The organism is Mucilaginibacter sp. Mucisp73 (assembly GCF_059491465.1).
The window spans coordinates 2,634,937-2,658,585 of sequence record NZ_CP168507.1 but is presented as its reverse complement, the minus strand read 5'-3'; the positions used below and the strand labels follow the sequence as shown (position 1 = coordinate 2,658,585).

General features: G+C 43.5%; 28 protein-coding genes and 1 tRNA gene. 12 read left to right on the top strand and 17 right to left on the bottom strand.

The window, feature by feature from the left end; genetic code table 11:
* Positions 1–6 precede the first annotated feature (6 nt).
* Together ACEN82_RS11230 and ACEN82_RS11225 are read left to right on the top strand one after the other, a co-directional pair.
* A complete protein-coding gene (locus tag ACEN82_RS11230) occupies positions 7–393 on the top strand; it encodes a response regulator (RefSeq protein WP_413320555.1) in 387 nt (128 codons plus the stop codon).
* Between the two features lie 113 nt (positions 394–506).
* Positions 507–800 carry a hypothetical protein gene (locus tag ACEN82_RS11225; RefSeq protein WP_413320553.1) on the top strand — a complete coding sequence of 98 codons (294 nt, stop codon included), beginning with the start codon at positions 507–509 and terminating at the stop codon, positions 798–800.
* Positions 801–839: 39 nt separating this feature from the next.
* Here ACEN82_RS11225 and ACEN82_RS11220 read toward each other — a convergent pair whose 3' ends face one another.
* From ACEN82_RS11220 to ACEN82_RS11145, 16 genes are all read right to left on the bottom strand, one after another.
* A complete protein-coding gene (locus tag ACEN82_RS11220) occupies positions 840–1,343 on the bottom strand; it encodes a class I SAM-dependent methyltransferase (RefSeq protein ID WP_413320551.1) in 504 nt (167 codons plus the stop codon).
* A gap of 33 nt (positions 1,344–1,376) precedes the next feature.
* Entirely contained in the window at positions 1,377–2,222 is an 846-nt protein-coding gene (locus tag ACEN82_RS11215; protein ID WP_413320549.1) for an NAD-dependent epimerase/dehydratase family protein, read from the bottom strand.
* A gap of 63 nt (positions 2,223–2,285) precedes the next feature.
* Positions 2,286–3,128, bottom strand: a complete 843-nt coding sequence (locus ACEN82_RS11210; RefSeq protein ID WP_413320547.1) for a helix-turn-helix domain-containing protein — start codon at positions 3,126–3,128, stop codon at positions 2,286–2,288.
* A 101-nt stretch (positions 3,129–3,229) separates the two neighbouring features.
* Positions 3,230–5,152, bottom strand: a complete 1,923-nt coding sequence (mobC, locus tag ACEN82_RS11205; protein WP_413320545.1) for a conjugal transfer protein MobC — start codon at positions 5,150–5,152, stop codon at positions 3,230–3,232.
* Between the two features lie 4 nt (positions 5,153–5,156).
* Complete coding sequence (locus ACEN82_RS11200) at positions 5,157–6,371, bottom strand: relaxase/mobilization nuclease domain-containing protein (RefSeq protein WP_413320543.1); 1,215 nt, start codon at positions 6,369–6,371, stop codon at positions 5,157–5,159.
* Positions 6,338–6,748: a plasmid mobilization protein gene (locus ACEN82_RS11195; RefSeq protein ID WP_413320541.1), complete on the bottom strand. Its 411-nt coding sequence runs from the start codon at positions 6,746–6,748 to the stop codon at positions 6,338–6,340. The genes ACEN82_RS11200 and ACEN82_RS11195 overlap by 34 nt, the downstream gene beginning before the upstream one ends.
* Positions 6,749–6,893: 145 nt before the next feature.
* On the bottom strand, positions 6,894–7,172 hold the full coding sequence (locus tag ACEN82_RS11190; protein WP_413320539.1) for a hypothetical protein: 279 nt from the start codon (positions 7,170–7,172) through the stop codon (positions 6,894–6,896).
* A gap of 157 nt (positions 7,173–7,329) precedes the next feature.
* Positions 7,330–7,947 (bottom strand): nucleotide-binding protein, encoded by a 618-nt coding sequence (locus ACEN82_RS11185; protein WP_413320537.1) that lies wholly within the window; start codon positions 7,945–7,947, stop codon positions 7,330–7,332.
* A 21-nt stretch (positions 7,948–7,968) separates the two neighbouring features.
* The gene (locus ACEN82_RS11180; RefSeq protein ID WP_413320535.1) at positions 7,969–8,286 is read right to left on the bottom strand and encodes a hypothetical protein; all 318 of its coding nucleotides are present in this window, start codon (positions 8,284–8,286) and stop codon (positions 7,969–7,971) included.
* A gap of 48 nt (positions 8,287–8,334) precedes the next feature.
* On the bottom strand, positions 8,335–8,652 hold the full coding sequence (locus tag ACEN82_RS11175; RefSeq protein WP_413320533.1) for a helix-turn-helix domain-containing protein: 318 nt from the start codon (positions 8,650–8,652) through the stop codon (positions 8,335–8,337).
* 247 nt (positions 8,653–8,899) lie between these two features.
* On the bottom strand, positions 8,900–9,208 hold the full coding sequence (locus tag ACEN82_RS11170; protein ID WP_413320531.1) for a helix-turn-helix domain-containing protein: 309 nt from the start codon (positions 9,206–9,208) through the stop codon (positions 8,900–8,902).
* An 8-nt stretch (positions 9,209–9,216) separates the two neighbouring features.
* Positions 9,217–9,672, bottom strand: coding sequence for a helix-turn-helix domain-containing protein (locus ACEN82_RS11165; RefSeq protein ID WP_413320529.1), 456 nt, complete (start codon positions 9,670–9,672; stop codon positions 9,217–9,219).
* A 1-nt stretch (position 9,673) separates the two neighbouring features.
* Positions 9,674–10,006, bottom strand: a complete 333-nt coding sequence (locus ACEN82_RS11160) for a type II toxin-antitoxin system HigB family toxin (RefSeq protein WP_413320527.1) — start codon at positions 10,004–10,006, stop codon at positions 9,674–9,676.
* A gap of 130 nt (positions 10,007–10,136) precedes the next feature.
* Entirely contained in the window at positions 10,137–10,514 is a 378-nt protein-coding gene (locus tag ACEN82_RS11155; RefSeq protein ID WP_413320525.1) for an ORF6N domain-containing protein, read from the bottom strand.
* A gap of 15 nt (positions 10,515–10,529) precedes the next feature.
* On the bottom strand, positions 10,530–11,780 hold the full coding sequence (locus ACEN82_RS11150; RefSeq protein WP_413320523.1) for a site-specific integrase: 1,251 nt from the start codon (positions 11,778–11,780) through the stop codon (positions 10,530–10,532).
* Between the two features lie 315 nt (positions 11,781–12,095).
* Positions 12,096–12,169: transfer RNA gene (locus tag ACEN82_RS11145), tRNA-Ile, on the bottom strand.
* Between the two features lie 65 nt (positions 12,170–12,234).
* On the opposite strand from ACEN82_RS11145, the gene ACEN82_RS11140 reads away from it, so the two are divergent.
* Positions 12,235–12,867, top strand: coding sequence for an HAD family hydrolase (locus tag ACEN82_RS11140; RefSeq protein WP_413320521.1), 633 nt, complete (start codon positions 12,235–12,237; stop codon positions 12,865–12,867).
* Positions 12,868–12,899: 32 nt separating this feature from the next.
* Here the strand turns inward: ACEN82_RS11140 and ACEN82_RS11135 are convergent, their stop codons facing one another.
* Positions 12,900–14,102, bottom strand: a complete 1,203-nt coding sequence (locus ACEN82_RS11135) for a proline dehydrogenase family protein (RefSeq protein WP_413320519.1) — start codon at positions 14,100–14,102, stop codon at positions 12,900–12,902.
* Between the two features lie 58 nt (positions 14,103–14,160).
* On the opposite strand from ACEN82_RS11135, the gene ACEN82_RS11130 reads away from it, so the two are divergent.
* The 9 genes from ACEN82_RS11130 to ACEN82_RS11090 all read left to right on the top strand — a co-directional run bounded on the left by ACEN82_RS11130 (position 14,161) and on the right by ACEN82_RS11090 (position 23,647).
* Entirely contained in the window at positions 14,161–14,367 is a 207-nt protein-coding gene (locus tag ACEN82_RS11130) for an RNA-binding S4 domain-containing protein (protein ID WP_413320517.1), read from the top strand.
* 2 nt (positions 14,368–14,369) lie between these two features.
* Complete coding sequence (gene aroB, locus ACEN82_RS11125; protein WP_413320515.1) at positions 14,370–15,428, top strand: 3-dehydroquinate synthase; 1,059 nt, start codon at positions 14,370–14,372, stop codon at positions 15,426–15,428.
* Between the two features lies 1 nt (position 15,429).
* Positions 15,430–16,356 carry a sterol desaturase family protein gene (locus tag ACEN82_RS11120; protein ID WP_413320513.1) on the top strand — a complete coding sequence of 309 codons (927 nt, stop codon included), beginning with the start codon at positions 15,430–15,432 and terminating at the stop codon, positions 16,354–16,356.
* A gap of 42 nt (positions 16,357–16,398) precedes the next feature.
* Positions 16,399–17,271 carry a PH domain-containing protein gene (locus ACEN82_RS11115; RefSeq protein ID WP_413320511.1) on the top strand — a complete coding sequence of 291 codons (873 nt, stop codon included), beginning with the start codon at positions 16,399–16,401 and terminating at the stop codon, positions 17,269–17,271.
* Positions 17,272–17,516: 245 nt separating this feature from the next.
* Entirely contained in the window at positions 17,517–18,425 is a 909-nt protein-coding gene (locus ACEN82_RS11110) for a prephenate dehydratase (protein ID WP_090525832.1), read from the top strand.
* A 92-nt stretch (positions 18,426–18,517) separates the two neighbouring features.
* Positions 18,518–19,648 (top strand): chorismate mutase, encoded by a 1,131-nt coding sequence (locus ACEN82_RS11105; RefSeq protein ID WP_090525833.1) that lies wholly within the window; start codon positions 18,518–18,520, stop codon positions 19,646–19,648.
* Between the two features lie 8 nt (positions 19,649–19,656).
* The gene (aroA, locus tag ACEN82_RS11100; RefSeq protein ID WP_413320508.1) at positions 19,657–20,964 is read left to right on the top strand and encodes a 3-phosphoshikimate 1-carboxyvinyltransferase; all 1,308 of its coding nucleotides are present in this window, start codon (positions 19,657–19,659) and stop codon (positions 20,962–20,964) included.
* 206 nt (positions 20,965–21,170) lie between these two features.
* Positions 21,171–22,265, top strand: coding sequence for a chorismate synthase (gene aroC / locus ACEN82_RS11095; protein ID WP_413320506.1), 1,095 nt, complete (start codon positions 21,171–21,173; stop codon positions 22,263–22,265).
* Positions 22,266–22,414: 149 nt separating this feature from the next.
* The gene (locus tag ACEN82_RS11090) at positions 22,415–23,647 is read left to right on the top strand and encodes an MFS transporter (RefSeq protein WP_413320504.1); all 1,233 of its coding nucleotides are present in this window, start codon (positions 22,415–22,417) and stop codon (positions 23,645–23,647) included.
* Positions 23,648–23,649: the final 2 nt, after the last annotated feature.

Genomic DNA, 23,649 nt, shown 5'->3' with positions numbered 1-23,649 from the left:
AAAGCTATGGGAAAACGAATACTGATCCTGGACGATGACCAGGATATTTTGGATGTGGTAAGTTTTCTGTTGACCGACAGCGGCTATGAAGTGCAGATGCTGAACACCGGCGAAGAAGTTTTTGCCGTGATCAGCCAGTTCAATCCGCACCTGGTATTGATGGATGTGATGCTGGCGAACCTGGACGGCCGGGTGATCTGCACCAAAATGAAAGCTGAGGAGCAAACCCTGCACATACCCGTAATTCTGATTTCCGGCACCCATGACTTGGCGCGGACACTGGATCAGATCGGCGCACCGAACGATTTTATGGCCAAACCATTTGACATCGACGTGCTGCTGGAGAAAGTAAAAATACAACTGGCACCGCCCTCAATACAGCCCATTATTTAGTCAAATCCGGAAAAACAGATTGGAAAAGCGTTAAATGAGCCTAATGTCTGAAGATAGGCAACTATTTGGCTGATCAGTGAAACTTAATACGACTTCAACCCTTATGCAAGCCTATGGCAACTATCAAAAATATTCAGCCACTCAGCGCAGAAAAGCTGTTTGACTTATTAAAAACAGATTTCGCAGACTATATCAATGGCAAACTGGGTTCAAACCTGGCCATCGATTATGCGCATGTGTATGACGAGATCAATGTATTATTTCCCGAAGTGATCGAAGGGCCAGCCTTAAACATCACAGTTTCGGAAGCGGAGATCACGGTTACTGTGTTGGCGACCGAATCAGATTACAATACGGATCTTCTGGAGGAAAACCTGATCAGCTTCCTGGAAGAAAAAGCGGGTTAATAGCGCGAACTGTTAAAAAAAAGCACGTCACCATTTTGCTTATTTTTGGATCAACGCGCAGTACATATTAGCGGAACGATAAGCCGATGGCCGCTCGTTTATCTTCAACACACTCCGATAACCGAGCAGGACAAACAGCAGTTTTAGTTTTTCAAACGGGATGGGATACGGAACCCAGGGATTGCGCCGGTCGGTTTCGTATTCGATGATGATAAAACAAGGTTCGCTGCTAAACATCCGTTCCAGCCTGGTGATCAAAGCGGCTTTGTCCACAACGTAATGGAAAGCGTTGGCGATCAAAATGCCGTCGAGTTCTTCCAGCTGCAGTTCATCTTTATCAAAGTCGGCCCGGATAAAATCAACGCCCTCGATGTCGAGGCGCTGCTTTTCCCGGTCGACCGCGGTGACCGGGCTGCCTGGCGGCAATAAAGCGGCCAGTGCCCGGGTAAAGGTACCGCTCCCGCAGCCCAGATCGGCCCAATACTGTAGCTGGTGGCCCTTAACGGCACTCTTGATGAACGATACAGCTTCTTCATGGGTCATTGAACCGAAGATACCGAATACTTTTCATTGCCTTTACAAAATATCCAGGTCCCGTGCCACGTAATAACTGGGCACGAGCAGCCGGAAGCCGGTCTTGCGCAGTTTGGCGATATCGGTAATGCCCTCGAACGGATCGGTCAGCAGCGCTTCGACCGCCTCGAAAGCTTCGCCCGCTTTGCCGACCGATTCGGCCAGTTCGTATAAGGTGATCGGCGCATCATCGGCGATATTAAAGATCTCTCCGTTCAGGCCGTCTCTTTCCAGCAGCATGATCAAGGCCTGTGCCACATCCAAATGATGCACCATGTGCATACGCGACCCAGAGTGGCGTTTCATTTTTTTGAGCAGCGGGATGATCTCTTCGATATGCGGGTCCTTATCCCCATAGACAAAACCTAAACGTAATACGCGAACATCCATTGGTTTCTGTAACAGCTCCTGCTCGGCTGCTATCTTGCTCGACGCATACGGCCTTGGGTCGTTCACATTAACTTCGTCATCTTCCCTGGCCGGATGCCCGTAGCCGGAGCTATAGACATTGCTGGTGCTGACAAAAATGAAGCGTTTGATGCCGGCCGCAACCGCAGCATCTCCCAAAGCGACCGATCCCTCATGATTGGTTTTAATGATCCCTTCATTGTCCGTAAAGGTGCGGAACAGTGCCGCCAAATGGATCACAGCATCCACACCCGCTACCGCGGGCGCTAAACTACCCGCATCAAAGAGATCGCCGCTAACCACCTCGGCACCCACTGCCGCCAATGCTGTTGCCTTTGCGGCATCACGAACTAAAATACGCACGTCATAACCTTTGGCTAATAAACGCGGAACAAAGCGGCTGCCGACCTTGCCGGTAGCCCCGGTAACTAATATTTTCATGACCCAAAGGTCAGGCTAAATGCGGCGCGGTTTAAACGATAATCAAACCGATAAGTATGATTATCAAACCTTGCGTAAAGCTTTTGGCGTAAGACCGGTTACCCGTTTGAAAAAGTTATTGAAGTAAGTCGGGTAAGCAAAACCGAGTGCATAGGAGATATCCGCAATACTCCAGTCGGTGTGCTGCAGCAAAGCTTTGGCCTCCGCCGCGATGCGTTCCGCGATATGTACCGAGGTCGGCTTACCGGTAACCGTCTTAACCGCCCGGTTCAGGTAATTAATATGCACGGCCAGCTTCGCCGCAAAGTCCTGCGCAGTTCGTAGCCGGAGCGGTTCAGCTGTATGCTCGATAGGAAATTGCCTTTCCAGCAGGTCAATAAATAAATGCGTCATACGGACAGCGCCGTTGACAAGATGCTGCGCCGGGGGCTGTATGGACAGAGCTTCATGAATGATCAGTTCGATACAGTTTTTGATCAGGTCGCTTTTAAAGGCATAATCCCCATCCCGAACGGCCAGCATCTTTTGAAAAATGCCTGTCATAAAAATGGCCTGTTGGGTGTCCAGGCGGATAAGCGGGTTCTGTCCGGCGTTAAATAATGGCGACTTTTTGACGATCGCAGGCATAAAAGCTTCGGTAAAGATACAGGCATAGCCCGTAGTTGACTGAGAGCGGCGCAGCAACGAACGTGGTACACGGGGGTTGACAAAAAACAATACCGTATCCCGCAATTCTAAAACTTCATCGCCATAACCGATCGTCATTTCGCCGGTGATTAGGCCCATTTTATAAAAATCCCGGCGTCCGTGGACAGCCGGCACATCAACATATGCCGGGAGTGTATGCACCTTAAATCCCTGCAGCCGAAGCTCGGCCATATTGAGGCCTGGTATCTCATCTGTCATCCGGTAAATTTAAGCAAATCAAACCTGGGAACAAAAGCGATGACGCAAAGCGATTGCAAACCTGGCTAAAGGCAATTCCTGTCTTAAGCTTCGTAGTAAGGTTAGCTGTTAATATTGGCGAGTTGTTCAACCAGTCCTTTGATCTCTGCTTTGATTCGCTGGTAGTTCATTTGAACTTCTGTATTGGAAACCTTTCTGGCATCGGGACTGGTTTGGTAGGCACTTTCTTCCAATGAAATTGCCTTGTGATCGTTCTGTATTTGACAATGAAAGGTCTTGAGTTCTATTTTGTTGGTCGGATCATCAGCAACCATTCCTACGAATTCTCCTGATGACAGACCTGCAATTTTAGATGCGGGTATCGCATAATCCAGTTGAGTCGAACGGCTGACAGAAGTATCGCTGCTATTAATGGAGACACTTTCTTTTTGCTGATTGATTTTCCCGAAGCGTTCAGATAACTGTTTGGCCGTATCGCCGGTAACCTGGCCGCAGATAATATTGCCGACTATATTCATGATCACTTCAGCCTGTTCACGGCCATAATCTTTTTTCAGTTGGCTATAATCCTGCACGCCTAACGTAACAGCAACTTTGTTGGACCGGGCCGTCGCGATCAGGTTATCAATGCCGTTAAAGTAAATCGTTGGAAACTCGTCGAATATGAGACTGCATTTCTGTTGGTTCTTTCGGTTCACCAGCTTATTAATCTTGTTAACATAGAGCGATAATACAGCCCCGTAAACCTGAGACTTTTGCGGATTATTAGCCAGGCAAACGATTTTAGGGTCGTCAGGATTATTAATATCCAACGAAAAATCATTCCCGCTGAGCACGTAGTAGAGCTGTGGTGAAGACAATCGCGCTAAACTTATTTTGGCGCTTGCGATCTGCCCTTCGAGCTGCTCATAAGCTTCGTTCCGCCAGGCCGAAATAAACGGGTTGATCAGGACTTCAATCTCCGGTTCGGTGCTCAGCACCGCAAAAAGGTCTTTATAGTCTACCAGCGATAGTTCGATAACATGAGGCAAAGTGCAATATTTACCGCCTTTATATCTTTTCAGGAACCACATCAGTGCAGTGACGAAGTTGATGGGCGATTCCACGAAGAAATCTCCTTGCTTTTTTATCCATTCCCTGTTTAGTCCAAGCATCACCGTACGACTGGATTCAATCGCGTCAGTAATGTCGAGCATCGTATCGGGTTCGAGTGGATTGCTGCGGTGCATGATCTCTTCAAAGTTAATTACATAGAAAGAACGGCCACCTTCTTTCAGCAAAGCATTATAGGCAATTCTGGAAAGGTCGTCGTATTTGAAGTCATAGATCAGCATGCTGAACCCTTTACGGATGTGCTGCGTGATAATGTGGCGAATCACAAAATAGGATTTACCGGCACCTGGACTACCGCCAACCAAAGTTCCCCGAAAAGGGTTGATGATATTGATCCAGCTATTCCGCTCTTTGCCCTTTAACTGATACTTAGCAGGCAGGTTGATCGAATATTCATTTTCGAGCAGTCTTTCTTCCTGCGGGAAGGTTTCGTTTTCCTTATTAAAGATATCGCCGCCCATTTTTAGCTTCAGCATTCGGAACAAAAGGCCGCCACCTGTCATAAACAGAAGATAACCGAATGCAGTAGTAGCGATATAAAGTGCTGCTACTATTTTAAGAGAAAACGGCAAAACCAAAAACAGACTACTGATAAAATAAAGCAGTAAACCGGTGAAGCAATAGGTTACAATAGTTTTCGGCCTGATCTTTTCGTCACGTTTGCCCTTACTTCCGATCAATGATATCATAAGCAAAAGCAACACACTCAATTTAACAGTAAGCACCGTTTTGAAAATCGCCATTTTAGAGAGCGGCAATAAAACGTGGTCAACGATCTTTTGGGTCATTTTAAGTTCCCTCAATGCCGGGTAACAGCACAAATAAAAATGAATGACCAATATGGCAATGCTGATAAGCCGGGTAAAATCAATGATTTTACGCAGGGCTTGTTCATTTTCTCCGGTTTGCATAATATTATAGATTTAGTCCTCTACGTTTTTTCTTTTTGAATTTGTTAAGTGCGGCAAGGTCTTCGCGCTCGGCAGCGAATAAAATATCAAGTATTTCGTCGCTCGCATTTGACACCTGACCGGAGGTATCGCGACCTGAATTGTTTTGATATTGGCCTGTAGCCTTTTTTATTGGTTCCGGCAGTAATTGCGCGCTAAGCTGATTGGCGCTATAAGCTTTGCCTAAGTCGCTACCGTTGAATACCGCTTTGTTCTTTTGATCGATAAAGGTTACCCCGTAAATCCGGCCTTCATCGTTTTGGCGGAGAATGCAATGAACTCCCTTTTCCCGCAACGCATTTTGGAAATCACGCCTTGTTAACGGCTTTATTAATATGCCCTCCAATACCTTGATCAGCCCATCTTTAAAAGGCTTGCGCAAAGCCACGTTAAGTTTGAATTTCTCCTCCAGTGTTTTTAATGTTGGTTTACCATAGATCACACTGGCCTTGACGGGTACACCGGCTTTGTTGCCATGCTTGTCCAAAATCCAGTAAACCAATCCTCCGCGGGCATACATGCGGGAATCTTTAGAACCCCGGTCAGCCTGAATATTATATTGTCCGAGGACGGCATTGAGTTCCGGAACACTGGTGAATTTGTAGGTTCTTAACACATATCCCAGGATGTTGGTGATCGCGCGCCTGGTTTCAGCCTTACCATATTCGACGGCTGAAACGTCGGCTTTCAGGTTAGGTTTTTGTTTGGTTTGCTCATCAGCTTTAACCAGGCCATATTTGATCTCAATTGCCTTACGTGTTTTCTCCGATTCGTTCTGCCCCAGGTAGTGCAGACTGATGCGTTCGCCATCCCGTTTAATGTTGGTAGTAACTATATGAATATGGGGATGTCCGGCATCTTCGTGACGATAGACCAAATAAGGTTGCGTCCCAAAGCCAACGCCGGTCAGATAGTCCTTAACAATCTCATTTAACTTTTCATCAGCGAGGTTTTCCCCATTTGGAAAATTCAGCGAGATATGGACTGTGTTGGTTTTAGCCCGCTGATTCATCGAAGCGAGATCCGTCAGCCTGAATAGCTTATCATTAAAAGACAGGTCTTTCGCGTCTTTAAAGTATTTGACAGCTGCGATCAAAGTTGCTTTGCCCTGTTTCACTTTATTCTCATTATAGTTGAGCGCACCGATCAGGCTTTTACCGCTTTTAATTTTTGCGACCATATATCCGCGTATTGGTTCATTCGATCTTTGATCTGGCTGATGGAAGGTTCCAGTTTGGTGTTGATCACACCCAGCAAATTCATCCAAAGCCGGGTGTCAGCATTTCCATGAGCACTGTTAATGCTGCGCATTGCCTGGTTCAGGTTGTTACCGATAGCATTCAATTCCTGCCGAAGCAGGATCATTTCTTCCAGTACATCGTCCATAGCATTATCCCGGTAATTGACCGTAACGGGTTTCTCCAGAAGCACGCTGCGCATGTATTCACTAAGCTTGCGGAAAGTGGTCTTTTTGAACCGCTTTTCGAGCAATTGATATTCCTCCGGTTTAAAGCGGAGATTCTTCCATTGTATCCGTTTGTCTTCTTGTTTAGCCATTGTTCTCTTCATTCAAAATCCGACTTCGGAGGATTTTGCCTGGACCGCGGCCGACTCCGGAGGGCGGGGCAAGATTCAATTGTGACACAATTGTACATCTTGCTGATCGCTGCGAAGCGGGCGGTCTTATCCTGCTATCAGTGTTTTAATCGGCATTTTTTGTTGTTTCTTCCGGCTTCGCCTTATGGCTGAGATAAAATTCAAGCGCCTGGATATTGATGTCTTTAAGAGATTCATCATACTCCAGTCCGAATGTTTTAAGCCGCTTTAAGAGGCCCTTGGGTATCCGGTTGTTGAACTGTACTTCAGGCTCGTGTTTAACCATTGCCGGCTTGACCGGTATCACCTCCTGGATAGGGGTGGCAGGCCTTTCCTGTTTAAGTTTGTCGGCCAGATTGCCGAGTTTATTTTTATAATTTTCCATTTGCTATCATGATAGTTTGTTAGCAATTACCGGCATTTTGCTGGCTTGATAGTTTCCTATCAAATGCAGCTGGTTTAATAACTTGCTATGATCTTAGCTTGCTAAGCTGCTACGATCATAGTTTGCGATTTTGCTAGCTTATTAGCTAAATAAAAAGCTAGCTTGCTATTTCAGTGCTGATGTGCTCAACGACTTCCTCCGTCAATGCCATGATCTCTTCTTTTGCCCGCCTGTCTGCGCCATTTAAAATACCACCGGTTATCGACGAGCGGGCGATGCTTACCCGGTCATGTATCCTTGTTTTCAGCAAAGGCATACCCATACTTTGCAGCAGGTTTGCCACATCCTGGGTGATGCCTGATCGCGGCTTGACCATATTGAGGACAATGCCGGCTTTAAGATGGGGCGCTTTATGCTGTGCCTCTTTGATCAGTGCCAGCGTAGAACGGATGGCCATCACATCGAAGAACCCGGCCTTGGTCGGCACCAAAATAAAATCAGAGTATTGGAATAATTCTGGTAAGCGATTGGAGAGATAAGGCGGCGTATCGATTATGATCAGGTCATACGCCAGCTGATGGATATCCTGTAATCTATCGACTCCGACGATAGCCAGGTCAGGAAAATCCTCCCGGATATGATATAAGCTTCCCTGAAGATCGGTATCTACAAGGGCTACTGATAATTGATCCTGGAAACATAAAGCCAGGTTGATCGCTAAGGTACTTTTACCTACGCCACCTTTTTGGTGGGCTATGGTGATAATTTTTGCCATGATAGTTTGCTATTTTATAGTTTACTGGGATGATAGCAGGGCGTTTTCCCGCTGCCGTTTTCTGAGCTTTTGTTCCTGTTCATAATTGAAGATCCATTCGCCGGCCAGCAATTTCCAGTTACGGTAAGGCGTACCTTTAGGGCTGCTCCAATTCGCTTTATCGTAATGGTTATAAAATGCGCCTGCCTGAGCGGCAAGCCCTTTCTGATCAAAATAAATATCAACCAGGACTTTTTGCGGTGGAATTTCGGTGCCAAACCCTTTTTGCAGTATGGGTTCGGGTTTCCTGCACCCGGCAGGCACCCGTTTGGCTTTACGTTTGGGCGTTTGAAATAACATAGGATATAGGAAATGCCGGGCCATAAATACAGGCCCGGCCGTGAAACATCAGGCGCTCTTGTTGGCTGACATCATAAAAGTGATGTCTTCGTAATCATAATAGATAGAGCCGCCTATTTTTGTGAAGGGCAATACTCCGCTGTCACGCAATGATTGCAGGAAGCCGTGTGAAATACCCAGCAACTTTTTAACCTCGGCAGATTTCAACCACTTCTTGCCGGGCGCGCCACTAACACATTCTTTCATAATGCGTTTTACTTCCTGAAGGACGTCGTTTTTAAAATCCTCCAGGTCTCCGAGGGTCAATATCTGGTTCCGTGTCGGAACCATTCCCATTCTTGATCGTTGTTCAGTTGATTTGTCCATAACTTGATTTTTAAGGACTTCAAAATTCGGAAGCGGAAAAATCAGAAAATGACAACTTTTGAAAGGGTGGCGTTATTTTTAGGTAGATAAGGAACGATATAAACTCAAATAGACTGAAAAACAAAAAATCCGAATCGGTGATTCGGATTTTACGACATAGGTTAAATTGCTATCAAACTATAATGATTGATCGCTATGATGCTAGTATTCTAGCCATTGGAGACCGCGTTTTGCGGCCTCTAAGAATTCACAATTGAAAAGATAGCTCCAAACGGCCGCCCAAGCCTTTTTCGATTACATTTCGGAGGACTGAAATTTTAACGTTCTCCGCTTCATATTCTATCTTTTTTATCTGGGCTTTGGTAGTGCCGCACTTGTCGGCCAGCTGTTGTTCGGTCATTCCCTGATCCTCGCGTGCCTGGCAGACCATTACGCCAATTTTAAATAACTCAAAACCGCGTTCGTACTCCTGGCGTTCCGGCGAGCCTTGGGGGCCATATTGCTGATCCAAGTACTCCGAAAATGAAGTGAGGTTTTTATTTGCTGTTCCCATCATGAAATTTATTAATGTCTTGCTGTGTTTTGTGTCGCTGACTGATTGATAATTCCTGAATTTAACTCCGATTGAGCAACCGCTATTTTTAATTTATAAGGCCGGTTGAAAGCTTCCTGCCTGACTTTAAAGTGAGCAGCCAGTTTCCGGATCACTTCTTTTGATAAGCCCTTTTTATAATTTAAAATATCAGAAACGTACCCTTTACCTACGCCTAATATTTCAACCAGTTGCTGTGGTTTTAAATGATGTTCTGCCATAAATGACCGCAGCAAGGCAATTGGATCCAGTTCGGCAAATGTATTATGCGCTTCATCGTAGGTTTCGATCAATAATGTAATCAGGTCGATCTCATCCTGGACAGATTCATCAATTGCTGAAGCCAATAACTCTTCCAGGTTCTTACAATATTTATCATATTGATCCCTGTTTTTAATAATCGTGTATTTCAGTTTTGTCGCTTCCATTTCAATATAAATTAATGGTGTACTGTAAGCCTTGTTTGCAGACTTTATCATAAGCTGCATGGGTGCCGATCCAACAAACAAATAGATGAACCTGCACTGTTCCAAAAACATATTTACAGATCATCCTGTAATTATTGCCGCCAATATCAAATACAACTCTGTTGCTGCCTTTTCCCAAAAGGTCTGCCGTATTAAAGGTATATTTGATATCACCCGGCTGTTTCCAATCCGCAAATTTTAGCTTCTCTGTCCAGTCTCCAAGCGGCACTCTGCTACCCGGATACTGGTATGTATAATCCAGTAAGGTTTGTTTTTTAATCAGATGAATTTTCATCTTTATACAAATTTAAATAAAAGTTCACATTTTGCGAACTTTTATGATTTATTCTTTTTTTTTAATATAGTTCAGGTTGCCGCCGGGATCATCAATCAACATTTACAGTTTGATTTGATCCGGCTTACATTTATCTGTTGCGATCAATTATCTTTTTATAAGAAAATAACGACTCAATGATCAGCACACTGACCTGGGCGGCCCGCGGCCCTTTTAACACACTGGACAGCATAAACAGCCCGCCATTGGTGAAAGCCAATGGTGGTAACAGTTTGGTGTTTGACAGACCAGGCGAAATTTGCTCAGCGATTTCTTTCCACTCATCAGAGGTAAGCCAGAACATGAAATCAGATGGAAAACGCTTTGAATGTTTGGTCACCGTTTTATGGAGAACTGCAATGTTCACCTCATATAATGCGGCAGCATCGAAATCAAACACTACCGTTTGGTTACGAACTTTGAAAACTTTGCCGGTCAATAATTCTATCAATTTATCTGGAGTTGCCATAGTTTCGATCTTTAATTATTTCTGTTCAACATTTACCTTATTATTCTCAATGATCCTTTTGAGCTGTCCCATATCATCGCTGATCTTTTTAAGAAGGACGCGTGCGTAGATCTGGGTAGTGGCGATCTTCGTATGGCCCATCATTTTGCTGACCGTCTCTATTGGGACATTATTTGAAAGAGTGATGGTAGTGGCAAAAGTGTGCCTCGCTACCCCAAAAGTTAACGTCTTTTTAACCCCGACCATCTTGGCGATCTCTTTCAGATAACTATTCACTTTTTGATTGCTCATGGTCGGAAATACCGTTCCACAGGCAATTGAGCGGGGATTATCCTTGTATTTCTCCATGATAGCCCGGGCTGGTCCAAGTATAGGAATGTTGGTAGGTTCGTTACTTTTTTGACGGAACAGTTTCAACCATTTGTCACCATCTTCACCAGTCACCACATTGTTCTCTCTGAGATTCATCAGGTCAATGAACGAAAGGCCTGTATAGCAGGAGAAGAAAAAGAAGTCCTTGATCATGTTAAGGCTATCCGCACCGAACTCATGATCATTAATGGCCGTTAGTTCTGCATTTGTCAGGAAAGCGGTCTCGACCTTCTTATAGCGGAACTTGTAATTCTTAAAAGGATCACGTGATATCCAGGTTAGTTTCAGCGCCAGGGTCGTCATTTTACGCAACCGGATCAGGTGTTTCATCACACCATTATTATTTAATGGTTTCTGATGGTCTTTCGGTTTGTAATTGCGGAGATAGGTCTCAAAATCAATGATGAACTTATAGTCGATCTCATTGATCTTCACGTCCGTCGTATTCCTCTTATCTTTCAGGAACTTTTCTAAATACCGGCGGGTTACCGCGTAATGTTTCAGCGTACTCCATGTCAGGGCGGCAGAGGCGGTCTCATAGTGGTAATCCATCAGTTTGCTCAGCGAACAAGTTTCCTCGGTCTCTTCTCCAAGGAACATGGATTTGAGCAATTGCGCAGTGACCTCTTTTCCCGCGATCTGTAATTGCTGGTAATAGGTGGTGATCGTGAATTTGACCTGCTCCAGGTAAGCATTGGTCTCTTTAGCTTCTGCGACCTTGATCTTCAGACCGCCGCGGCCGGCATCCCAATTGTCGACCTTGACCTGATGTTTCAGGGCGAAACGGATACGTTCCTTGTTAACGGTAATGGATGCGTAAACGTTGGTTACGCCATCCTTTGCCCTTTCTTTTTTGATGGTGAAATGCACACCAAATGACTGCGATGTTTTCATCTTTGTACAGTTTTTAAGTGATTAAATGATTAATTACATCCCGAAAAGGTCATTTTTCAGGGGCCAGGAATGGGGCCGGGAATAAACTATTAGTAGTTCTTTTCAGTGCTTTTTAGTCTTTATTTCAAGCACTTAAATAACTGTAAATAAGATCCTTACATCATTCTTGGCCCCAAAACTAAAAACTTATTTCGGGGGTCCGGATTGGTGTTTCACCGCGTGCATTCGTAAGGACTGAAAAGGATTCGAATAAAATAAAAAACCCTCTAAATCAATGACTTAGAGGGTTTTTAGATGTGATAAAATCACATTTTGTGCGCCCACCTGGGCTCGAACCAGGGACCAAAAGATTATGAGTCTTCTACTCTAACCGACTGAGCTATAGGCGCGGTTATTTTGTTTTTGTTTGCGGGTGCAATTTTACATATTTGCGGCCATATCTCAAACTCTTTTTATGGAAAATATTAAAAATATCATCTTCGATTATGGTAACGTTATTTTCAGTATCGACTTTCTCCGGGTTCAACAATCTTGGAATCAATTAGGTATAAGTAACCCCGAAGCGTTTTTTGGCCACAAAACCCAGGATGAAATTTTTGATAAATTTGATCGTGGCGAAGTTACCGCGGCACAATTCAGGGATTACGTAAGGGAAAAAACCAACAACTTTTCCCTGACGGATGATCAGATTGATGCCGCATGGAACAGTATCCTGGTCGGAATTGCCGAAGGAAATCACGAATTACTGTTAAAGCTGAAAGACAAATACCGTACTTTTTTGCTTAGCAATATTAACGCTATCCATTATGATTATATCATGAACTATCTTAAAACCGATTTCGGTTTTGAAGGAAACGATCACCTGTTCGAAAAAACATATTACTCGCACCTTACAGGCAAGCGCAAGCCAGAGCCTGCCATTTTTGAACAGGTACTTAAGGAAAATAATTTAAAACCCGAAGAAACCTTATTTATTGACGATAGTCCGCAGCATTTGGAGACCGCAAAAAAGTTGGGCATCCAAACCTTTCTAATGACAACTCCAGATACCATACAGTCCTTTGCAAAAAGAGAGCAATTAATTTAATAAATGCCCTCTTTGTATGGTAGTTTAATAAGTTAAGCGCTTCGGCGCTTTCTTTCTTTTGTAATTAGACTCAACTCGCGGCTCATTTGCCCGGCTATAGCTGTATTTTCCTGTGCACGGCGAAATAAATATGGCAGTACAGCCTTTACCGGTCCATAAGGCACGTATTTGGCTACATTATAATCGGCATGGGCCAGGTTAAAACTTAAGTTATCGCTCATGCCAAGCAATTGCGAAAAATAAACATGCGGATGTTTATGATCAATACCTTTATTGTCCAGTAATTCGGCCAGCAAACGGCAACTTTCTTCATTATGTGTACCTGCAATAAAAGCTATTTCATTGATATGACTTGTACAATAATCAAGCGCCGAATCATAATCAAGATCAGCAGATTTTTTATCGGGCTGAATTGGCGATGGGTAGCCCTTTTCTTCGGCACGTTTACGTTCTTTTTCCATGTAAGCACCGCGTACTATTTTTGCTCCCAATATAAAGCCTTCGCTTTGAGCAATGGCATGATCATTTAACATCGAGGCCAGTTTATCATGCCTGTACATTTGATAGGTATTATACACTATCGGCTTTTGCTTGTTAAATTGAGTCATCATGGTAAGCGCTAAAAGATCAATAGTATCCTGAATCCAGCTTTCTTCAGCATCTATCATTACAGGCACGTTGTTTTTGAACGCTTTATCACAAATAGCCAGTACACGGTTTTGTACCCTTCTCCACTCCTCTTCTTCGGTATCGTTCAATTTAATACGGGCATCCAATTTTTCAAGGAGGCCAAAACGTCCTACCCCCGTTACTTTAAATACGGTAAGAGGGATCGCTTTGTCTTTGGCAGCGCGGTCAATGGTACGGATAATCTCATCGCGGGTATTATCAAATACGGTTTCTTCCTCTTCACCTTCTACCGAGTAGTCCAAAATGGTACCTACCCTGCCGCTGTAAAGATTTTTGATGGTATTATCGCATTCGGCAATAGTTTCACCGCCGCAAAAGTGTTTAAATATGGTAGCTTTGATAATATTCCTTATCGGCAAACCTATCTTCATGGCAAAATTGGTAACCGGTGGGCCTATCTTTACCAAAAAGTTAATATTGATCATCCTGAACAGCCAGTATGCCCGGTTCAGATCGGTATTGGATGAATGGCGAAAAGCAATTTCTGTATTTTCGAACGAGGGCGTATTTCGTCCTTGATTATTGTTAGTTTCAAAAGAGGTCATCTGCAAAATTATAAAATGATAACTCATAATTGCATGAATAGTTTATTTTTGCCATCCCATGATCGAATTTAAGTTAGAAGGGGACTTTATCCCCATGATCCAGCTACTCAAGGCTGTGAACTTAGTGCAAACCGGCGGCGAGGCGCAAATAGTTGTAACTGAAGGCCTCGTGAAGTACAACGGTGTAGTTGACTACAGAAAACGCCTCAAAGTAAAAAGAGGTGACACGGTTGAGTTCGATGGAAATAAAATTATAGTCATATAATAATGAACACTATTTTAAGCGATAATTACTCGGTTTATTTTGATAATAGCCTTGATAAATTAGTTGATTTTGTTAAAAAAGGCAACTATTCAAAATTCTTTATTTTAACCGACGAAAATACAGGCGAACACTGCCTGCCCTTACTTACCAGCAAACTTAAAGATTTTAATAATTACGACCTGATAGAGATTTCGTCGGGAGAGGAAAGCAAAAACATTGATTTTTGTGTGGGCGTTTGGAAAATGCTGATTGACTTTGGTGCCGATCGTAAAAGCCTCATGATTAACTTAGGTGGCGGTGTTATTACAGACATGGGTGGCTTTGCCGCTTCTACCTATAAAAGAGGGATAGATTTTGTACAGGTGCCAACTACCCTCCTTTCACAGGTTGATGCCTCTGTGGGTGGCAAAACAGGTATCGATGTTGACGGCATAAAAAATATTATCGGGACATTTACTATGCCTAAAGCTGTGTTTATAGCGCACGAGTTTTTACAAAGCCTTCCGCCTCGCCAGATCCTTTCGGGTTTGGCCGAAATGCTGAAACATGGTTTAATTGTTGATGCCAGTTATTGGAACCAACTTAAAAACAGCGACCTGAAAAACCCTTCGGTTGAACTTGTTCACCGTTCCGTAGAAATCAAGAATGAAATCACCATTGAGGACCCGCATGAGAAAGGTATCCGCAAGGCGTTAAACTTTGGGCATACTATCGGGCATGCGGTTGAAACATACTCTTTATTACATGACGAAGACAGCCTTTCGCACGGTGAAGCAGTAGCTATTGGCATGATCTGCGAATCATACCTCGCCCACAAAAAAACAGGGTTACCTTCAGAAGAACTTCATGAAATTGTAAAGGTATTGACCGATCTTTATCCCAGGTATACCATCAACGAAGACAGTTTTGACGAACTGCTGTTGAATATGAAAAAGGACAAAAAGAACATTGGAGACGAAATTAATTGCACCCTGTTAATACATATAGGTGAGTTTAGTATTGATAATGTGTGCACCGCCCACGAACTTTGTGAAAGTTTAAGATATTACATTAACTTGTAACATGCTTCAGCATTTAGATCCGCGAAATCAGGCGGCCCTTGTTTTAATGGGCTTATTGGTTGTTTTAACGCTTGTTGAAATGGCTCTGAGCTATTGGGAAGATCGCAAGTACTATCAAACCCGCGATACGTTAACCAATATTTATCTTACTTCGCTGGCCGTTATTACTAATCTCTGCGTTAAGGTATTTACCTTTTTTATACTTGATTATACCTACCAGCATTACAGGCTTTTTCAAATTCAGAATGTTTTTTGGTACTGGTTTGTGTTGGTTGTTGTACAGGACTTTTTATACTGGGTACTGCATTATACGGGGCATTACTGCCGTATGTTTTGGGCAATGCATGTTACCCATCATTCGTCCGAGCATTTTAACTTCACCACGGGCTTTCGGTCAACAGTATTTGAACCGCTTTACCGGGTATTCTTTTACCTCCCGCTTGCTTTAATGGGCTTTACCGCTTTAGATATCCTGTACGCATACCTTATTACCCAGCTTTATGGCAATCTGGTGCATACGCAGTACAAAATTCCCTTGCCAAAATGGTATGGGTGGATTTTTGTAACGCCCGCGCATCACCGCGTTCACCATGCTTCAAACATCCCTTATCTTGACAAAAATATGGGAATGGTGCTTATCATCTGGGATAGGCTATTCGGCACTTTCCGTGATGAAGATTTGCCCGAGCCTGTTAAATATGGCCTGACCAAACAACCGGAAGATATGGGACCGGTAAACGTTTTGTTCCATGAATGGAAAGCCCTGCTGCATGATGTAAAAAATGCCCCCGATTTTAAATCAAAAATCGGCTATTTCCTAAATCCACCGGGCTGGAGCCATGACGGCAGTACCCAAACTGCGCGTGTGCTGCAACGTGAATATAAGGAAATGGAAGAGGCTCATAAAAAACACGAAACTGCCGCATAACAACATTATATTTGGCGTGACACTTTTGTGTCGCGCTAAACCATGTTACAATTAATATCCAAACTCCAGCACAACACTTACGAAAAAAGCGAATATTCTGACGAGCAACTTCGTAATGTTGATGAGACTATCCAAGTCATTAAAGACTTCCCGTGGGACGCAGAGCGGGCATTAACTGATATCCAGTTAACCGGGCCATCGGTAGTTATTCAGGATAATAACCTGAACTACCTCAAGCTTGGCCTTTACTTTAATAGTAAATTCTGCGTTTATTATCTTGATAACGGCAATCATCTATATGAATACCATGCCTCCACCATTGATAAGGCTTGCGATCTGGTAAAAGACTTTTTTGAGCAGACACTCAATCTGAGTTCATTTGAAAAACACTTCTTTAATATTGGTAATCAACCACATTTCATAACCAGTGACTTTATCTATAGAGTTAACCCGGCGAGAATATTTGTTCTTGCAGCTTTTTTCTCAATATATCTATTATTTGCCATTTCAGTATTTTGTGCAAGCGCACTTCATATTGGCGGTGGTTCGTATCCTATAGCGCTTCTTTTAATAATTCTTGGACTGGGGATATTTATTGGCAGTATAGCCTCTGTGGCGATAAAAGGCCGCAATCAGTATTTGCAAATATCACGCGGCAACCACATATTCTATTACGGGATTGACGAAAAACACATTAAGGAGTACAATAAAGCCGACGTAGCAGAACTTGCTCATAGAACAGCGACGAGCGACCGGAATATGGGTAACGTACAAATCAGGTTCAAAAACGGAGAATTTATACAACCTAAAATGTTAATCCATGATATGGATCTTATTCAGAAGTTTCCAGAAAATTTGGGAATAAAGATAATCTATCCCCAAAATTCTCTTTTCAAACGCTCCCAAAGTGCCTAACACAGAATTTAATTTGGTTGATCTATTATTTTTTACAAAAATTAAAATTTTCTATTGACAAACCCTTTTTTTACCGTACATTTACGTCATAATAAAAAAACAAATGAAATTAACAGGTGCATACTTCTTTGGCTACTACTTTTACTTTACCAGTGAGAGCCGGGACTAATATGTACAAAACAAACATATAAAGAAACTAAAAAGTCCCGGCCTACCAGCCGGGACTTTTTGCTTTAAGCAGGTTTATGAAAATAGAACAACCAAAAGTCGCAATTCAGGGTATCCGGGCCTCTTTTCACGAAGAAGCCGCATTGAAATACTTCGGCGAAAACACCGAGACCATTGAATGCAACTCTTTCAAACAAACATTTGAGAGTTTAAAAAACCGTGAGGCCGATTATGTGGTAATGGCTATCGAAAACAGCATCGCCGGCAGCATCCTGCCAAATTATACCTTGCTGCTTGATTATGGCTTCCCAGTAGTTGGTGAAATTTACCTGCCCATCCAGCTGCACCTGATGGCTTTACCGGGAGTAAAATTCGAGGATATTAAATACGTAACCTCCCACCCTATTGCCTTACGCCAGTGTGTTGATTTTTTTGACGAATATCCGCACCTTAAAATTGTGGAGAGCAGTGATACCGCGGCCTGTGCTAAACGCATCAGGGATGAGCAGCTAACAGATACGGTTGCTATTGCAAACTCTTTAGCCGCTAAGCTTTACGGCCTGGATGTTTTGGAACGTCGTATCGAATCGAACAAAAGAAACTTTACCCGTTTTCTGATCCTAACCCATCATGATAATATTGAAAAGAAACCGGCTAACAAGGCTTCTTTGTGCTTCCAGGTAAGTAACAAAGTTGGTGCATTAGCTAAAGTGCTTAATATTTTTGCCGAAGAAGGCGTAAATATGAGCAAAATTCAGTCGATGCCGATTTTAGGCAAGCGCAACGAATACAATTTTTATGTAGATATAGAATGGGAGGAACAAAAACAATATGACGCTTCAATAAGGCAGATCCTTAAGTATACCCATAACTTCAATATCCTTGGCGAGTACGAAAGGCACGATGATGAACATGCGGTGAGCCCGAAACCTCGCCGGGCCGAACGGAGCATCCGCAAGTATATCAATATCAGGCGTAATGTATAAATAAAGACCATTAACAAGCAGAAACCAAAAAACTAACATAATTTAAATTATTAACTAACATTCCCGGCTATCGCCGGACAAACAAAAAAACGATGAAACTAAATTTAAACATACAGCCGCTTAACACCTGGATTAAAACAGGTAAGGAACCCTTGGTTATTTCAGGCCCGTGCAGTGCTGAAACAGAGGAACAATTAGTAGCCACAGCTCATTTATTAGCCCAAACAGGTAAAATCTCAGCTTTGCGTGCAGGTATCTGGAAACCACGTACACGCCCGGGTGAGTTTGAAGGTATTGGCAGCATTGGTTTGGAGTGGTTAAAACGCGCCAAAGAAGAAACAGGCTTGCCAACAGCTGTTGAGGTTGCTACTGCAAAACACGTTGAAGAAGCTTTAAAAGCCGGCGTTGATATCCTTTGGGTAGGCGCCCGTTCAACTGCTAACCCTTTTACAGTCCAGGAAATTGCTGATGCTTTAAAAGGTGTTGATGTTCCTGTAATGGTTAAAAACCCGGTAAATCCTGATCTTTCGTTATGGGTTGGCGCTTTAGAGCGTATCAACAACGCAGGTATTACCAAATTAGCTGCAATTCACCGTGGTTTCTCATCTTACGAAAAATCAGCTTTCCGTAACGAACCAATGTGGGATGTTGCTATCGCCTTAAAAACCCTGGCTCCTGAGTTACCTCTTATTAATGACCCAAGCCATATTTCGGGTAACCGCGATCTGATCGGTTATGTTTCACAAAAAGCTTTGGATCTTGATATGCAAGGCTTAATGATCGAATCACATATCGATCCAAGCGTAGCCTGGACAGATGCTAAACAACAGGTTACCCCTGCTGCTCTTGCCGATATCATTGACCACTTAACTTTGCGTAAAGCGGAAGTTAGAAATTCTGAAGTAAATGATAAACTGGCCGAGCTGCGTAACCAAATCGACAAGATTGATGACCTGGTGATCCAGAAAATTGCTGAGCGTATGCAGATTGCTGAGAAAATCGGTCAGTACAAAAAAGATAATAACATTACTATTTTACAAGTTGGCCGTTGGGATGAAATCCTTCAAAAACGTACAACTTACGGTAAAGCATTAAAATTAAGCGCCGAGTTTACTGAAAAATTGCTTGAACTGGTTCACAACGAATCTATTCGCAGGCAAACAGAAGTAATGAACGCCGACGCCGCTCAGGGCCAGGCAGCAGAAAAACTTACACACGCCTAATATTTTAAATGATGCATAACATCATTCTGAAAAGAAACAACAAGTTCATTAACGGCACGGTTACCCTCACCGGTTCAAAAAGTGAGTGTAACCGCGCCCTGATCATCGAAGCGTTAAGCAAAGGTAAAGTAAGAGTTGAAAATGTATCTGACGCTGCTGACGCTGTTTTACTTGCAGGTATTTTAAGGGAGAATCAAGAGTCAAGAGCCAAGAGCCAGGCAGGAAACGCTTCTCCTGACAATTCCGAAATTGAAAATTGCAAATCCGAAATCGTAGACATCGGTCCGGCGGGTACGGCTATGCGTTTTTTGACGGCTTACTATGCTATACAGGAAGATGACGTGATCTTAACCGGTAGTAAACGCATGAAGGAACGGCCAATAGGTATACTGGTTGATGCATTACGGGTGCTGGGCGCTAATATTGATTATGAAGAGACTGATGGCTATCCTCCTATCAAATTAAAAGGAGGTTTCAGGCAACAAACCAATAAGATCAGTATAAAGGGGAATATCAGTAGCCAATACATTACCGCATTGTTACTCATTGCAGCTCAGTTGCCTTTGGGCCTGGAATTGCATATTGAAGGCGAGTTAACCTCGCGCCCTTATGTTGAAATGACACTGGCCATGCTGGAAACCGCCGGTATCAAGCATACCTGGCAAGACAATGTCATTGCAATTGCTAGCCAGGAATTTACAACAACATCATTACACGTTGAACCTGATTGGAGCGCCGCTTCCTACTGGTACGCTATTGCTGCGCTTGCAGATGAGGCCGAATTGTTTTTAACAGGCCTTACTCCTTACAGTTTACAGGGCGATAATGTGATCACCGAAATCATGGCTAACTTTGGTATTACTTCGCAGTTCAGGGATGGTGGCGTTCATCTTAAAAAAGAGAACAAACCTATCTCCCGCCGTGAGTTTGACCTGAAAGAATGCCCCGATCTGGCACAAACAGTAATTGTTGTTTGCGCCGCGCTTAATCATGAAGCATCTTTTACCGGCCTTGAAACTTTAAAGATCAAAGAAACCGACCGCATCCTGGCCCTGCAAACAGAGCTTGGCAAAATGGGTGTTAAGCTGATTGAAAAAGATGAAGTTTACACGCTTGATTGCAGCGACAAATTTATACCTGATAGTATCTTCATCAATACTTATCATGACCACAGAATGGCAATGGCCTTCGCGCCGCTGGCCCTCATTCTTCCGCAAATGGAATTTGAGAACGGTCCGGTGGTTGATAAATCATATCCCGCTTTCTGGAATGACCTGGAAAAGCAAGGGTTTGAAGTGGTAGAGAAGGAAGCTTAAAGCTGAAGGCAAAAAGCCTAAAGCAAAAAACATACAAAAAATGCGTCACTACCGGGTACGAAGTAATCCCAGGCGAGGTTAAGACTTACGAAGTTTTCAAAACTTCGTAAGTCTGGATTTTACAATTACAGTTATAAAACAACCAATTAAAGATATTCAGATAGGATTTTCTCCTGTCTCCTATCTAACATCTCATATCTAAAACTATGGCAGGCAATTCATTCGGGCAATTATTCAGGATAACCACTTTTGGCGAATCACATGGCGAAGCCATAGGCGTAATTATTGACGGATGCCCGGCCGGCTTACAAGTTGATCTTGATTATATCCAGGGCGAACTGGATAAACGTAAGCCTGGCCAGTCAAAGATCACTACCCAACGTAAAGAAAGCGACACGGTAAAAATCCTTTCGGGTGTATTTGAAGATAAAACTACGGGCACCCCTATTGCTATGCTGATCCCCAATGAAGACCAGCGCTCAAAAGATTACAGCCACAATGTGGATGTATATCGTCCGTCGCATGCCGATTATACTTATCAAACTAAATATGGTATCCGTGACCATCGCGGCGGCGGCCGCTCATCTGCCCGCGAAACCGCAGCCCGCGTTGCTGCAGGCGCTTTGGCCAAACTGTTGCTTAAAACACAGGGCATTGAAATTGTTGCCCATGTGAGCAGCGTAGGTAAAATCAATGCACCAAATGTATTTATTAACGATCCGCTTGAGTTTATTGAGGAGCGCGAAAAAAATATTGTACGCTGCGCCGACCCGGCCACTGCTGAAGAGATGATCGAATTTATTGACAGCGTACGTAAGGATGGCGATACCGTTGGCGGCAAGATCAGCTGCTATGTAAAAAACTGCCCGGTTGGCCTTGGCGACCCTGTGTTTGATAAACTGCATGCCGATTTAGGCAAAGCGATGCTAAGCATCAACGCTGTTCATGGCTTTGAGTTTGGCTCGGGCTTTGAAGGCAGCGAAATGCGTGGGTCTGAGCATAACGATATCTTTGTAAAATCGCACCTGGGTGATATACAAACCATTACCAATTTCTCGGGCGGGATCCAGGGAGGCATCAGCAATGGTATGCCTATCGAATTTAAGGTAGCCTTTAAACCCGTAGCCACCATCATGAAAAACCAGGCAACCATCGACAGCCAGGGCAATGCTGCTGAAATATCGGGCAAAGGCCGTCACGATCCTTGTGTGGTTCCGCGCGCCGTACCTATTGTTGAAGCCATGGCTGCTCTCGTATTGGCTGATCATTGGCTCAGGAACAGAAACGCTAAGTTAAGCTGAAAGCATTTTTTTAGCTCAAAGCAAAAGGCCGAAAGCTTAAAGCGTTCTACTGAAAAGCTTTGAGCTTTCGGCTTATTATTTATCATATTTTCTTTGCTTTGGGCTTTCTGCTTTAAGCTTTCCGCTCAATAACCTACCTTTATAAAGTCATGCTTATCTCAATTATCCAATTATACAAACAAGCCTATAGCGGACTTTCAAAAAACAGCTGGTACCTGAGCATCGTAATGCTCATTAACCGCAGCGGTACCATGGTTGTACCTTTCATGACCATTTATACCATCAGGCAGTTGCATTTTACCATTGAGCAATCAGGATACATCATGGCCATTTTTGGTGTGGGCGCAGTGTCCGGCGGTTTTATTGGCGGTAAGCTGATTAATAAGATAGGGTTTTATGATTTGCAGGTTGGCGCATTGCTTACGGGCGGTTTGCTGTTCCTGATACTGGGCTATCAAACAAGTTTCATCAGCATGGCTATTTTTACATTGGTTTTGAGCATTTGCAATGAATCATTCCGACCCGCAAACTCAACTGCTATAGCGCACTACAGTACTGAAGAAAACAAAACACGCTCCTACTCGCTTAACCGGTTAGCTACAAACTTAGGCTGGGCCTTTGGCGGCGGTTTAGGGGGATTATTGGCGTCTATAAATTATCATTTACTTTTTTGGGTAGATGGTTGTACCAATATCGCGGCAGGTATATTATTGCTCACTTTGATGCCTCGTTCAAAAGTGGCAAAAACAATCAAAGAAGCAGTGGCCGGTTTTGATGAAGTGGTTTCATCGGCTTATAAAGATGGTGTTTACCTGCTGTTTATCCTATTGGCAACCCTGTTCGCAACTTGTTTTTTCCAGTTTTTTATTATGCAGCCCGTATTTTATAAAATACAATGGCATTTTAACGAGCGTTTTATCGGTTTCCTGCTGGCTTTAAACGGGATACTTATCGTTTTGATTGAAATGATATTGATTAACTGGCTTGAAGGCAAACGCCATGCCCTAACCTATATTATCTCGGGCATCCTGGTTACCGGGGCCGGTTTTGTTTTGCTTAATTTGATGCCGCATGTGCCTTTGGTAGCCATATTAATTGTCTGCATGATAACTTTGGGTGAAATGCTTTCCATGCCATTTATGAACACGTTTTGGATAAGCCGTTCAAATGTACGCAACCGAGGTGAGTATGCTGCATTATACAGCATGTCATGGGCCGGCGCACAAATCATTGCTCCATTTTTGGGCAGCCAGGTTATCGCCTACGGAGGGTTTGAGCTTTTGTGGTGGCTACTTGGCGGTGTCTGCCTGATTGTGACCTGCGGCTATTTGATCATGAAACGTTCAATACATACCACTAAACGTGTGCCTGTTTTACCTTAATT